At 70.9% G+C, this 12,997-nt stretch carries 12 protein-coding genes; 5 read left to right on the top strand and 7 right to left on the bottom strand.

The window, feature by feature from the left end; all coding sequences use genetic code 11:
- Positions 1-386: 386 nt before the first annotated feature.
- The 5 genes from WMF45_RS07805 to WMF45_RS07785 form a co-directional block, all read right to left on the bottom strand.
- A complete protein-coding gene (locus tag WMF45_RS07805) occupies positions 387-1,490 on the bottom strand; it encodes a hypothetical protein (protein WP_437716315.1) in 1,104 nt (367 codons plus the stop codon).
- A gap of 429 nt (positions 1,491-1,919) precedes the next feature.
- The gene (locus WMF45_RS07800) at positions 1,920-2,390 is read right to left on the bottom strand and encodes a hypothetical protein (protein WP_437716314.1); all 471 of its coding nucleotides are present in this window, start codon (positions 2,388-2,390) and stop codon (positions 1,920-1,922) included.
- 10 nt (positions 2,391-2,400) lie between these two features.
- A complete protein-coding gene (locus tag WMF45_RS07795; protein ID WP_437716313.1) occupies positions 2,401-3,603 on the bottom strand; it encodes an MFS transporter in 1,203 nt (400 codons plus the stop codon).
- 45 nt (positions 3,604-3,648) lie between these two features.
- Positions 3,649-4,902 carry an outer membrane protein assembly factor BamB family protein gene (locus WMF45_RS07790; protein WP_437716312.1) on the bottom strand — a complete coding sequence of 418 codons (1,254 nt, stop codon included), beginning with the start codon at positions 4,900-4,902 and terminating at the stop codon, positions 3,649-3,651.
- A gap of 29 nt (positions 4,903-4,931) precedes the next feature.
- Positions 4,932-6,155, bottom strand: coding sequence for a DNA polymerase IV (locus tag WMF45_RS07785; RefSeq protein ID WP_437716311.1), 1,224 nt, complete (start codon positions 6,153-6,155; stop codon positions 4,932-4,934).
- Positions 6,156-6,324: 169 nt separating this feature from the next.
- Here WMF45_RS07785 and WMF45_RS07780 point away from each other — a divergent pair, with 169 nt between their 5' ends.
- From WMF45_RS07780 to WMF45_RS07760, 5 genes are all read left to right on the top strand, one after another.
- On the top strand, positions 6,325-7,653 hold the full coding sequence (locus WMF45_RS07780) for an AAA family ATPase (RefSeq protein ID WP_437716310.1): 1,329 nt from the start codon (positions 6,325-6,327) through the stop codon (positions 7,651-7,653).
- Complete coding sequence (locus WMF45_RS07775; protein WP_437716309.1) at positions 7,650-8,438, top strand: hypothetical protein; 789 nt, start codon at positions 7,650-7,652, stop codon at positions 8,436-8,438. The genes WMF45_RS07780 and WMF45_RS07775 overlap by 4 nt, the downstream gene beginning before the upstream one ends.
- A gap of 144 nt (positions 8,439-8,582) precedes the next feature.
- Positions 8,583-9,935 (top strand): hypothetical protein, encoded by a 1,353-nt coding sequence (locus WMF45_RS07770; protein ID WP_437716308.1) that lies wholly within the window; start codon positions 8,583-8,585, stop codon positions 9,933-9,935.
- Between the two features lie 111 nt (positions 9,936-10,046).
- Entirely contained in the window at positions 10,047-10,664 is a 618-nt protein-coding gene (locus WMF45_RS07765) for an RNA polymerase sigma factor (RefSeq protein ID WP_437716307.1), read from the top strand.
- Complete coding sequence (locus tag WMF45_RS07760) at positions 10,661-11,656, top strand: tetratricopeptide repeat protein (protein WP_437716306.1); 996 nt, start codon at positions 10,661-10,663, stop codon at positions 11,654-11,656. Before WMF45_RS07765 ends, WMF45_RS07760 begins: the two co-directional genes overlap by 4 nt.
- Positions 11,657-11,732: 76 nt before the next feature.
- On the opposite strand, the gene WMF45_RS07755 is transcribed toward WMF45_RS07760, so the two are convergent.
- Together WMF45_RS07755 and WMF45_RS07750 are read right to left on the bottom strand one after the other, a co-directional pair.
- Entirely contained in the window at positions 11,733-11,861 is a 129-nt protein-coding gene (locus WMF45_RS07755; RefSeq protein WP_437716305.1) for a hypothetical protein, read from the bottom strand.
- A gap of 38 nt (positions 11,862-11,899) precedes the next feature.
- Positions 11,900-12,028: a hypothetical protein gene (locus tag WMF45_RS07750; RefSeq protein WP_437716304.1), complete on the bottom strand. Its 129-nt coding sequence runs from the start codon at positions 12,026-12,028 to the stop codon at positions 11,900-11,902.
- Between the last annotated feature and the right edge of the window lie 969 nt (positions 12,029-12,997).

Raw genomic sequence — 12,997 nt, 5'->3', positions numbered from 1 at the left:
AACCCAACGCGCTTGGCATCGCCCGGCGCTGGCGCCGCTGCGAGCGCGGCAGCCACATGAGACCACCTGTGGAGTCGAGCAAAGCGGGGCGCGGCAGCCACATGAGACCACCTGTGGAGTCGAGCCCGAGCACAGCGCGGCATCCCGAGAGCGCCAATCAGCGCGCTCTCATGCCAATCGCTTCATCAGCGACCGTCGTCGCCACCGAAAGCGCACCTCGTTCATTCAAGGCACCTCCGGACGCGGCAGCGCGCTCGGCTCGTCGAGCGTGCCGAGCCCCTCGCCGTCGCGCCCGGAACCGTCGTCAGATCGGTGCAGATGGATGCTTCAACACGTCTCGTGGACCTCCCTGACGGGGTACAGCGGCGCCACGGGATAGCCACGGGTCACGGGGCGACGTGGGTCACCGTCGAGCCTTCCACGGGCTGGTAACTGTTGACCTCCATCGGCTCCTCGCTCGTCGTGAACTCGTACGGACCCATCACATGAATCACATCGACGCTGGGGCCGCCGCCTTCTCCGCCTTGGCCGCCTTGGCCGCCTTCTCCGCCTTGGCCGCCTCCGCCGCTCGCGCTGCTGCTGCTCGAACTGCTGCTGCTGCTCGCGCTGCTGCTGCTGCTCGCGCTGCTGCTGCTGCTCGCGCTGCTGCTGCTGCTGCTGCTGCTGCTGCTGCTGCTGCTGCTGCTCGCGCTGCCGCCGCCTTCGCCGCCCGCGCCTCCGGCCCCGGCCATCCCACCCGCGCCTCCTGCGCCGCTCATACCCCCGGCGCCGCCTTCGCCGCTGGTGCCGCCCGCGCCGCCGGTGCCGCTCATACCCCCGGCGCCGCCTTCGCCCCCGGCGCCGCCTTCGCCGCGCTCCCCGCTAGGGCCGAAGAAGAAGCGCTCGCTGCTCGGAGCCCCTTCGCCTGTGCCGGGTCTCGTGACCGTGACGTAGTCGACATCGACAACGGTCGGATTGGCCCAGGGCCCCGTGTTGCCCGCCGTGACCTGAACCCCGATCATCTCCACCACGGTGCGGTCGAAGGTTGCATGTCCCGGAGCCAGCGCATCGACATCGATTTTGAGCTCCGTCCACTGTCCCAGGTCGGCAAGCGGGTTCCACGAGTAGCCGATGTTCGCATAACCGAGATCGCCCCCGTTCTGCACGAACGGCTGCAGGCCGCCGTTCGTGCCGGCACGGGTCCTCACGCGGAACGTGACGGTCGCGCCGGTCAGGTCGACCTTCTTTTGGAAGAAGATCATGAACTGCGTGGCCTGCATCGCCCTCGTGAGCGGCACGGAGAGCCGCGCGCAGCCAGGGCAGCCATCGCCCGGATCAACGACGCCTCCACCCACACCGCCGCCGGCACCACCACCCGCGCCGCTATCACCGGTGGTCGCTCCGCCGCTCGAGCTGCTGTTCGCGCCCGTGAAGCCCGACGATGTGCTCGGGGGGAAGGGGAAGCCCCCGCCCGTACCGTCCTGGATCGCGGGGTTGTCCGTGCAACCCATGACGGCGAACGCGAAAACCAACAACCCACACACCGCCGTAGAACGAACTGTTCTCATCCTAGCCCCTCCTGGATCCATCCCGCGCGGCCCCGCGGCCAATGCCGCCGTTCGCCTTCAGCGGCTCCGACCACGCCCGAGCTCCTCCGAGCCAAACGGCACGGGACGAGACTATCCTGGACAGAGCAACTTCTCAACAACACGGACGTGCGGATCCGTCGTTACAGTTCAGCGCATTTCGCGATCACCGACGCCGGCGCCAATGCGCACAAAGAGGCCACATCATGCCACCTGCGAAGTCGCGTCCGGAGCGCGGGCGCCCGCCGGCGCCAGCGGCCGAGCGTCCCTGGCTGCTCGGCCGTGGTGCGGTGTCGAGGCGACGGCGGCGCGCGGCACCGAGAGAGACAGCGGCCTCATCAGGAGGCGCAGGGCTCAGCGCCCACCCGGCGACGGGGCGGCGGTGGGGTGGAGTAGCATCATGGCAATGGCGATCACATAAAACGAGAGGCCGACGAGCAGGAACGCGATGGCGACACGGTAGATCGTGGTCTTGCGATCGCGGTAGGCGAGCGAGGCGAAGACCCAGCCGCGCAGGTCGTCGCCCGGTTGCTCGGTGAGCCAGCGGATGTGCTGCACACCCCAGACGATCAGGGTCGCGGAGAGCAGGACGATCGCCACGCCGGCGATGATCAGCCCCTGCGCGTGGGGGCTGGTGCCGGCGATGAGGCGGCCCGAGAAGCCGGTCGTGGTGATGACGATGCCGCACAGACCGATGAGCACCTGAGCGCGGTTGTGGAGCACGGCGAACTGCCGCTCCAGGATCCCGTGGATGACGTCCCAGGACCCGGCGCCCACGCGCTCGATGAGCCGGTTCGCCTCCTCCTCTCTCTCGATCTTCTTCATGGCAGGCGCCCTAGCACCGCGGCGCCCGCGCCTCATCACGCCGCGCCGCGCGCGCGACGAACAGGCCGAACGCCGCGCCCGTCAGCGCGACGAGGAGCGCGCCCGAGGCCCACAGCACGGGGCGGTGCCCATAGCGATCGACGCCCAACCCCACGACGGGCCCGAGCAGCACGAAGGCGAGGCGGAAGAGGAAGCTGCGGAGCGAGACGCAGCTCGCGCGATCGCCGTCGGGCGCGAGGCGCTGCTCCTCGTGGTGGAGCAGCGGCATGTGCAGCCCGCGCACGAGCGTGAGCAGGAAATAGAACGCGACCCCGAGCACGTGGCGCGAGAGCGCGAGGCCGAGGTACCCGACCGCGACCAGGACGACGCACGCGAGCAGCGTCCCCGTCATGCCGAGGCGGCGGCCGGCGCGCTCGCTCAGCATCGAGCCGAGCGCGGTGGTGAAGCTCGCGAGGGCCCACATGGGGCCTATCCACGCGACCGGGGCGCCGGCCTCGGTCGCGTACAGCGCCATGAGCCACGTCGGCAGGTACGACGCGAGCGCGAGCGCGACGCCGAGCAGCAGCACCGCGCGGAAGTCGGCGCGCTCGAACAGCGCGTCGCGCACGATCGCGCGCATGCGGCCCAGGTGGTCCTCGACCTTCGGCTCGGCGCGCCGGGTCTCGCCGAACCGGAGGGCGATCCCCGCCGCGAGCGCCCAGGCCGCGGCCTCCATCGCGAACGGCAGGCGGGACCAGCGCGCGTAAAGGAAGCCCGCGGCGAGCGCGGCGCTCCCCGAGGCGATCTGCGCGATCGACCGCATGCGTCCGTACCAGCGGGCGAACTCGTGCTCTTTGCCCTGCTCTCGCAGCGAGTCGAAGAGGAGCGCGGAGTCCGCCCCCGAGACAAGGGAGAACCCGACGCCGAGCACGAGCTCGGCGAGCAGCACCGACCAGAGCCCGCGCGAGAGCGCGTAGAGGACCCAGCCGGCGAGGATGCAAAACGAGGCGATCACGAGCGCGCGGCGGTGGCCCAGACGATCGGCGATGTAGCCCGACGGGAACTCGAAGAGCGCGATGCTCAGGCTGAACGCGCCCTGCACGGCCATCATGGTGGCCACGCTCATGCCGATGTCCTGCGTCCAGAACAGCGGGAAGATGGCCGCCGGGAACATCAGCGATTGAACGCCGTGGTAGACGCAGATGCGCCAGGGGTTCTGCTGGACGGACGACATGAAGGGGAGTCCTTGGGCCCGCGCTGCCGCGGGCGCGCCGGACGCCTAGAACTCGGTCCCGATCATGTACCTGAGTTGCCCCGTCTTCAGCGAGAACACGTAGAGCGCCGTCCAGCTGGCGAAGAAGACGTCGTTCGCCGAGATCGAGATCCCGGACGAGACCTGCGACTTCTTGTGGACCTGCACGTCCCACAGCCGCTTGCCGGTGCCGGCCTCGAAGCAGGCGAGGCGCGTGCCGTCCTTGTGATCCTTCATGTCATACGGGATGACCAGGAACCCGCCTTCATAGGCCCCCGCCTCCACCCCCGTGGCCCTCGTGGTCAGCGGGTCGACGCCGGGCACCACCGTCTTCCAGAGGACCTTCTTCTTGTCCACCGCGGCCACCATGCCGACCTGGCTTCCCTTGCTCCGCCCGCCGAGCAGGAACCGCGGCCCGGGCCCGCTCGGGATGATCGCGCCGCTCACCGACATGCCCTCGACTTCATGGGAGCCGGGCAGCCCGAGCTCGTCGAACTCGTGCCAGCGGGCGAACCGATAACCCGGCGCCTCTTCCTGGATCGAGCTCGGGACCGTCTTGCAGGCCGCGCCCTTCGCGAGCTCGCGCCGCGTCCCTGTCGCCGGATCGAGCCCGTGCTTCGCGTCGTCGACCGTCTCGACGACGATCACACCGTCGCCCTGGCACAGCCGCCTCGCCTTCTCACCGAGCAACGCCGACCACGACGGCGTCCCGGTGCGCAGATCATAGGCCTGCACCTTGCCGAGCGCGTCGATCGAGATCAGACGGCCGGAGACGATCGCGCGCCGCGCCTCGTGGTTGGCCGCGTCCTTGGTGAGCGCCGCCGTCTTCCAGATCGGCTTGCCGTCGCGCCCGTCGTGGGCCGCGATCCACTCCTCGCCGCCGGGGACGTTGTTCTTGCCGATCACGTCCGGCGTACCGTCGCCGTTCACGTCGGCGAGCATCGGCCGATCGCTGAAGTACGCGTTCGGTCCCAGGGCGAGGAGCGGCGCCGACCGGCCCTTGGACGGCCCCGGCGCGCTGAACATGAAGGCGCCGGCGGCCGCGCCGGCCACGACCATGGCCATGACGACCGACATCACGATGACCGCCGCCGCGTTGCTGGAGGGCGGGGCGACCCGGACGACGTGCATCCCCTGCGGGATCGGCGCGGTGGTCGGCTTCCTGCCGCGATCGATGAGCGACCGCGCGCCGCAGTATTGGCAGGTGACTGCATCCATCGCCGGCTGAATCGGCAGCGGGGCGCCGCAGCGCGGACACCTGGAATCGACGATCCTGGCCATCGTCCCACTCTACACGAGCTCGCGACTGTCTATCTCTTCTTCTCGCTCTTCTTCTCGCGCTCACCCGGGGCCGCGCGCGACGCCGCGCGGCCCGAGGGCGGGGGTTCCAAGAGCGCCGCGCGTGTGAGCCCCTTCCCACCGAAGCGCTCGGCAACCTCCGCCACGACGCCCTCGAGGCGCCGGCGACGCTCGGAGGCGACAGGGAACAGGCTCAGCGTCGGGCCGCCCGTCTCGCTCGTCAGGTCGCTCGCGGCGACGCCGACGAGCCGCACCGGCCGCGAGAGATCGAAGCGCGAGAGCAGCCCCTTCGCGCAGGTGTAGATCGAGTCCGTGTCGCTGACCGGCTCGGACAGCGTCGTCTGGCGCGTCCGCAGCGTGAAGTCCGAGTACTTGAGCTTCACCACCACCGCGCGGCAGGACAGGCCCGCCTTGAGCAGGCGCCGCGCCACGCGGCCCGACAGCTCGAGCAGCCAGCGCTCGATCGGCTCCCTGCCCCGGAGGTCCTCCTCCACGGTCTCCTCCGCGCCGATCGACTCCGCCGCGCGGCCCGGGACGACGGCGCGCTCGTCGACGCCCGCGGCGAGCAGCCGCACGTGCTCGCCCCACGCGGGGCCGAGCAGCTCGTGGAGGCGCGGCGCGGGGCAGCGCGCCAGATCGCCGACGGTCGCGAGCCCCGCCGCGCGCAGCCGCTCGGCAGCGCGCGGGCCCACGCCCCACATGCGCTCGAGCGGCAGCGGCGCGAGGAAGGCGGCGACGTCGGCGGGGACCACGACGAGGCCGTCGGGCTTTCGCAGATCGCTCGCGATCTTCGCGGCGAACTTGCAGGGCGCGACGCCGGCGGAGGCCGTGAGCCCGGTCTCGTCGCGGATCGCGCGCTTGATCTGCGCCGCGATCGCCTCGCCGTCGCCGAAGAGCGCGCGGCTCGCGGTCACGTCGAGGAACGCCTCGTCGAGCGACAGCCCCTCCACGAGCGGCGTGAAGCGGCGGAAGATCGCGAAGACCTGCGCGCTCACCTCGGCGTAGCGGGCGTGCCGCACCGGCACGACGATCGCCTGCGGGCAGCGGCGGAGCGCCTCGACCATCGGCATCGCCGAGCGGGCGCCCGAGACGCGCGCCTCGTACGACGCGGCCGCGACGACGCCCCGCCGGGAGGCGCCGCCCACAAGGACGGGGCGGCCTCGCAGCGACGGGTCGTCGAGCTGCTCGACCGACGCGAAGAACGCGTCCATGTCGATGTGGAGGATCTGTCGCATCGCGGGGCGCCGATCGCACCCGAGAAGCGCGCCGGGATCAACCGGCGCGGAAAAGGCTGCGAGCTGCCGGGCGACCCTGGCGGCGGTCGCGCGCCCTCTCCGAGGAACGCCCGCCTTCAGGGCGAGCTTGCCCGCGTGTGCAGGTGCGCGGTACACCCGAACGAGACGCATGGCAAAGCTGAAGCGGCTGCGGATCGAGAGGTTCCGGGGCGTGGCGCCGGGGACGGAGCTCGTCTTCAACGACACGTTCAACGTGCTCCTCGGCCAGAATGGAACGGGGAAGACGACGCTGCTGAGGCTCATCGCGATGGCGCTGGCGTCGAACTTCGCAATGCTCGAGAGAGAGGACTTCGCGCTGGAGTACGAGATTGAATCGGTGGGAATGAGCCTTCTTGTCTCGGTTCAAAACGATCTCTCGGACGAATCCACAACGGAGGCACGCATCGCACGAGGCCGGTTATCGAAACGCTCTCCGGAGAGCGCAACCCCGGCGTGGTCATACGAAGTGCGCATCCGATTCCATCACCACATACCAGAGCACCGGGTCGCAGTGACTCCCGTGGGAGCCGAACACTTCATTGACGACGCTCCCGACCTCGACATGGAGATCCCAGTATCCGATCCATTTGAATCGGATTTTTTGCTCTGGGTTCTTGATGATATCTTCCGCGAAGCAGCTACGGAGCTTGGCCCTGAGTGGTACGACGCCGCGTTTGACGACGTCCTTGTCCCACGCGGCAGAGGGAGGTTCGACGAGGCATCACAGGCCTTCGAGGAAATGACCGGAGAGTCCCTAGCAGAATACCGGGGTGACTGCATCGAATCCCCCATGCTCACCGCTCTGAGAACAAGTGACCAGAATGTGAGCGTCAAGCTGTCGACGCGTGTTCCCCCTGAGGTAGTTCGCCTTATCGAGAGCAACCCCGCGTCGCTCGAGGCCAAGAGCCCCAGCCTCCCACACACCGAGCTACCCTTTCTGCGCGACGCGGTATCGCTGTTCCACTACGCCGGCGCCGACCTCATTTTGCGCCTTCATTCGAAGAAGATCACACCTACTGGCGAGGAATTATTCTATACAGGCCTCGCCTTCACCTTCACCCTGGAAGACGGCTCTGTCATCACCCACGATGCGCTCAGCTACGGGCAGAAGCGGCTGCTGTCGTTCTTCCATTACCTCGCGGTGAGCGAGGACATCGTCATCGCCGACGAGCTGGTGAACGGCCTGCACTACGACTGGATCGAGGCCTGCCTCAAGCGGCTCGTCGATCGGCAATCCTTCTTGACGAGCCAGAATCCCCTCCTGCTCGACTTCCTCCCCTTCGCCTCCGCCGAGGATGTACGGCGGTGCTTCATCCTCTGCCGCCGCGAGCTCCACGAAGGGCGGCATCGAACGGTCTGGGCCAACATGGACGAGGAGAACGCCAACGCCTTCTTCCGTGCATACCGGACCGAAGCGCTCCAGGTGAGCGAGATCCTGAGGACGAAGGGGCTGTGGTGATCCGCGAGCAGGCTTGCCTCTCGATCCTGGTCCTCACGGAGGACAGCGCTGAGGGGAGCTGCGAGACCGTCGCGGCGCTCATGAAGAAGATGGTGCTGCTCGTGGATCCGGCGTGCCGGACCCACCTCATCGCGTTCGAGCCTCAGGGTGAGCATGAGCAGCGCGCGATGCGCGGCAACCTGTGGAAGAGCAGAAACCCGTTCGACCGGCAGAAGATCATTCTCCTCGGCAGGGCGATCGCCGCGAAGCTCATCGAGGATCCGATCGGGTTCGTCGCCTTCCATGTGGATGGCGATCGCCGATGGGTCGAGCGGGCGTCGAGCGAGAACGTCGCGAAATTCCCCGAGTTCGTGAGCACCTACGTGCAACCCGGTGTCCACCATGCGTTGCGCCGCCAGCGTGACCGGGACGCGCTCGCGACATCGGACCAGGACATCGCCCGGGCGGCCGAAGCAGCGCTTGCGCGTCTGCTGCGCCTCACCCCCTTCCGCAGCATCGAGGCATGGCTCTACCAGAACACGGCCGAGGCACGCAGGCTCTGCCAGGTCGCATGTGGCCGGCATGTTGCGAAGATCGACGGGTGGGCAGCGGACCGCGGGGCGCTCGACGAGCTGGAGGATCTCAAGGCGGAGCTCTGCCTGGACTCCAAGCACCACCTGGAGCTGGCGCAGCGAGCATTTCCGGCAGACGAGGTGTTCGGGGCGAACAAATCCTATGCCGCGGCAGTGCTCGGGCTGCTGGACTGCGCTGACTTCTGCGCAGCCCTCGCCCGCACACACGCCTGAGACGCGCCCGGGAAGCGGTGAAGGCCAAGCGCCGCGGCGGCGCCGTGCTGCGCGGTAGCGTCGTCGCTCGTTTGCTGCTACGGGTCGACGCTACTTCTTCCTTCGTCAGCCGGACACGTTGGACCGCGTCGCGGATCGTGAGTCATGACGTCGAGCGCCGCACGACCGAACCGCCCCCGCTGCGCCGCGCGCCGGCGCAAGGCGCCCACGCTGCTCGCGGCGGGGTGGCTCGCGCTGGCGCCGGGCGCGGCCGCGGCGGACGAGCCGCGCGCCCCGGAGCGCGCCGGCGCGGGTGAGGCGCCCGCGGCGCAGCGCGCGCTCGTGCTGATCGTCGCCGGGCGCCCGGGCTCGCCGCTCGAGGCGCACGCGGCGGCGCTCGTCGCGGCGCACGTCCGGCCCTCGGGCGTCGGGCTCCACGTGGTCCGGCGCGCGCCGGCGCCCGCGCTCGATCTGCACGAGCGCGTCGCGGCGGCGCGCTCGCTCGTGGAGCAATGGTCCGCGCACGGCGCGCTGTGGATCGAGGCGGGCCCGGGCAACGAGCTCGCCCTCTACCTCTTCCCTCGCGGCGGAGAGCGCGTGTACTCGCGGCGGTTCCCTGCGCCTCCCGGGCGGACGTCCGCGGCCGTCGAGGCGCTCGCGAACGTCGCGGGCTCGGCGGCGGCCGAGGTGCTGGAGGGGCCCATCACCGGGGCCGGGATGGCGAGCGTCGACGTCGACGGCGCCGCGCAGGCCGCGCCCGCCGCGCCGGCGCCCCCGCCGGACGCGCCTGCGCCGCCCGCGACCCCTCCGGCCCAAGCGCCCGCGCGGCCCGCACCAGCGCCGGACGGGCGCCCCGCGACGCCGCCCTCGACGCTCGAGCACGCTGACGCCGCGTGGTGGCGGAGGTGGTTCCTCTCGGCCGGCTATGCGGGCGGCACGTTCGGAGAGCACGTCCCCTGGCAGAGCGCCGTCTCGCTCTCGCTGTCGTGGGCGCCCACGCCCGACTCGTACGTCGGCGCCGGCTACGACTGGATGGACACACAGCACCTCCAGGTGGAGCGCGCGGGCCTCGATCTGGATCTCGACCGCACACCGCTCTTCGCGAGCGGGGGCCACCGCTTCGACATCGGGAGCGGGCGCTGGGCCTTCCACCTCGGCGGCCGGGCCACCTTCGACGTCGTCTCGCGGAGCGGCGCGTGGCGAGCGCCGCACGCGCCCTGGAGATCGCAGGGTCCGCCGGAAGCGTCCCCGCAGGAAGGACCGCCTCTTTCGTCCGACAAGCGCGTGACCGACCTGCTGATCAGCGTCGCGCCCACGACGGGCCTGAGCTTCCGGATCTCCGACGAGCTCCGCATCGCCCTCTGGACCAGCCTCGACGTGCCGCTGAACCGGCTCTCGACCCCCGCGCCTCGGCTCGCCGATCTTCAGCCCGATCCCGTGCGCTTCCTCGGTGGGATCGGCCTCGAGCTCGGACCGGCCGCGCGGAGCCCCCCGCCTCGTACGGTCGCGGGGCGGTGACGGCGGGGCGCGGCGCGCTCTCGCCGCGCCGGGCCACCCTCATAAAAATGACCCGATCGTGCCCGCGGGAGGCACAGGGTCACCGTGATCGTGGATGGACAGGCTCTCCTCATGGGTGTGCGCGTCACGGAGGGGTCGCGCGCTCACCAGGCCGAAGGTCCCCTCGTCTCCTCCATCGATCTCGAGCGGACCCGCCGCGCCGGGGCGGGTGATCCCGCGGCCCAGGCGTGGCTCGTGGCCAGGCTCCTCCCGGGCGTCCGCCAGGTCGCCCAGGCGTTCCTGCGGCGCTCGGCCGACGCGGACGACGCGGCGCAGCTGGCGACGCTCGCCATCCTGAGGGCCGCGCCCGCGTACCGCGGCGAGGCCGCCATCGAGGGCTGGGCGCGGCGCATCGCCGTGCGGACCGTGCTGCGGTACCTCCGCGCGGTGCGGCGGCGCGACGCCCCCATCGCGGGCGACCTGTCGGACGCCGAGGAGGTCCCGGCGTCGTCGCGGGGGAGCGCCCAGGAGGCGCTCCCGCGCCACGTGCGCGACTACCTGGGGGAGCTGCCCGAAGCCCAGCGCGAGGCGCTGATCCTGCACCACGCGCTCGAACACACCGTCGATGAGATCGCTGAGATGACCGACGTCAGCCCGGACACCGTGCGCAGCCGCCTGCGCCTCGGGATCGCCGCCCTGCGAAAGCGGGTCCGGCAGGACATCGCCGTCGGCCGGAGAAGATCGCCGTGAAGACCAGGATGGCCCATGCCTCGGACGAGGAGCGCTGGATCGCGATCGTCGCAGCCGAAGGCCGCGGGACGCCGATCGGCCCCGAGGACGCCGCGTTCCGCCGCCGCTACGAGGAGGCTCACCCGGAGCTCGCCGAGGAAGCCGCCCTCTGGGCCGACCTCGGCCGGCTCGGCGCCCGGCGCGGCGGGGCGCTCGGCCCCGTGGACGACGACGCCCTGGCCGCGCGGATCCTCGCGCAGGCGGCCGGCGAGGCCGGGGCGCAGCGCGTCCCGGCGCCGGAGGAGCGCACCAGGCGGCGCGCGATCGTGCGGCGCGGGGTCGCGGGCACCTTCGCCGGCGTCGCGCTCGCGGCGACGTTCCTGGCCGCGCTCGCGGCCGAGCTGATGAGCGACCGCGACGTGGCGCCCCCGCCCCCGCGCGCGGCAGACGCGGCGCCCGCGCAGGCCAGCGCCGGGATCGAGCCGCCGGCGCGCACCGTCGAGCGCCAGCCCGCCGCCGCCGCGCCCGCGCCGGAAGAGGCGCCTGACGCGGGCGTGGAGGAGGCCGCCGACGCGGCGCCCGCTCCGAGGGCCGGGGCAGCGCGCGAGGGCCGCCGCGGCGAGGCGCACGCCGGGCCGAGCGCCGACGAGCTGCTGCGCGACGCCCAGCTGGCGCTCGCCGGCGGCCGCGACGTCGATGCGTCGGCCGCGTACCTCGCGCTGCTCGCGCGCCATCCGGGCAGCCCCGAGGCGCGCGTCGCGCTCGTATCGCTCGGCCGGCTCTCGCTCTCCGGCGGAGATCCCGCCGCGGCCCTCGGCTATTTCGAGCGGTACCTCGCGGCCGGGCGCGGCGGGCTCGGCGTCGAGGCGCGCTACGGCCGCATCGAGGCCCTGCGCCAGCTCGGGCGCGGAAGCGACGAGCGAGCCGCGATCGACGACTTCCTCTCACGCCACGGCGACAGCGTCTACGCGGCCCGGCTGCGCGCCCGTGCCGAGGGCGCGGCCGAGCATTGACGGAGCGTTGATCCTCCACACCAGGCGCCGTCAAAATCGTTGACCCGATCCGTTACGGGAGGTGCGGGATCCCGGGCTACTCCGGCGCGAACACGCAGGTGCTCCGGTCGCCCAGGCACTCCGAGTAGGCGCCGGGCACGCAGGCGAGCGCCCGGGTCTGCCAGGGGTCGTAGCGAGCCGGCAGCGGGGCCCGTCTCCCTCCCACGACCCCGCTTCTTCGATTTCAGCAGCGCAGGCGCTCCTTCAGGCCAGTATGAGGAGATCCTCGAGCGGCATCTCCGGCTCCGGCGTGTCGTCCCACCCTTCCGGCGGCGCCTTTCTTCCCTCGGCGTGGAGGATAGAGCACGGCACCTCCGTGATCTCCGCGGACACCGGGCAGCGATCGGCCAGGGGGTCGCCTCCTACAACTGGGTCCGCGTGCACGGTACGCTCGGCACCACGCCGACCGTAGCGGCGGTTCTCGGGGAGCGCCCCATGGACGCTCACCGAACTCCTCACCGCGGCTCAGATCGGCGCAGGTGCCGGCGGTGAACGGTGTTCGCCGGCGATCACGGGGCCGCGGTCTTCACCGATCGGACGCGGGACGTGTTGATCACCGACACCACACGCGCGCCGCCGCCCCGGGCACCGCGGTGTCAGGCATCAGCGGCCGGCGCCTCCTGGGATGACGGCGCTCTCGATCGTCGCTCAATAAGGCTTGCAATGACCGTAGCTACCAGAATCCATGTCACAGCGGTATCCCGGAGACCAGTACGTTTGGCACTGGCAGTCGTTGACACACCTCAGAGGACTACTATCCGGTCCCCATACTGCATATGACTCGCAATAGTAGCTTGATCCACAGCGCTCCGTAAGAGGACATTGGCAATGCTGGAAGCACGGCGTATTGATCTCCTGCTCTACCTGCTCAACGTCCTCCGCTGCGGTCTCATCAGGGATCTGCTCAACCTCGCTGGCGCAACCGAAGCTCAGACCGAGGGACATGAACACCAACACCACCATCGCTCTCATGAGATAAACTCTCCTGTTGTCGCGTCTGCGAGCTGAGAACCCATCTGTCGCCCGAGCGGGTGTATAGGATACGGAGAAAGGGCTTGGCAAATTTCGGCATGTGCGGGCGGGCGCGAATCGAGCGCCAGCCTGCGTATTCCGGCGTGACCCGGCCATACGTTGCAGCCGGACCCGGCCGCCGATTCCGGCGACCCGGCCGCGGTGCGGGCCGGGATTGACAGCGGCGGCGATGGTTCGACCGGCACCGCGGGCGGCGCCGACGTGGGCTCGTCGGTGGGCTTCGCCATGGCGCCACGATCGCAGCCCGCGTTCGCCCTACTGCGGGAAGTT

It is taken from the genome of Sorangium sp. So ce448 (assembly GCF_051520915.1).
GTDB classification, from domain to species: Bacteria; Myxococcota_A; Polyangia; order Polyangiales; family Polyangiaceae; genus Sorangium; species Sorangium cellulosum_B.
The sequence above is the reverse complement of the archived record's forward strand: the minus strand, read 5'-3'. Positions and strand labels throughout refer to the sequence as shown.

Excerpts from the sequence above, each read along its gene's own strand:
- WMF45_RS07805 (WP_437716315.1), bottom strand. The coding sequence starts at position 1,490 with ATGGGTTGCACGGACAACCCCGCGATCCAGGACGGTACGGGCGGGGGC.
- WMF45_RS07800 (WP_437716314.1), bottom strand. The coding sequence starts at position 2,390 with ATGAAGAAGATCGAGAGAGAGGAGGAGGCGAACCGGCTCATCGAGCGC.
- WMF45_RS07795 (WP_437716313.1), bottom strand. The coding sequence starts at position 3,603 with ATGTCGTCCGTCCAGCAGAACCCCTGGCGCATCTGCGTCTACCACGGC.
- WMF45_RS07790 (WP_437716312.1), bottom strand. The coding sequence starts at position 4,902 with ATGGCCAGGATCGTCGATTCCAGGTGTCCGCGCTGCGGCGCCCCGCTG.
- WMF45_RS07785 (WP_437716311.1), bottom strand. The coding sequence starts at position 6,155 with ATGCGACAGATCCTCCACATCGACATGGACGCGTTCTTCGCGTCGGTC.
- WMF45_RS07780 (WP_437716310.1), top strand. The coding sequence starts at position 6,325 with ATGGCAAAGCTGAAGCGGCTGCGGATCGAGAGGTTCCGGGGCGTGGCG.
- WMF45_RS07770 (WP_437716308.1), top strand. The coding sequence starts at position 8,583 with ATGACGTCGAGCGCCGCACGACCGAACCGCCCCCGCTGCGCCGCGCGC.
- WMF45_RS07765 (WP_437716307.1), top strand. The coding sequence starts at position 10,047 with ATGGGTGTGCGCGTCACGGAGGGGTCGCGCGCTCACCAGGCCGAAGGT.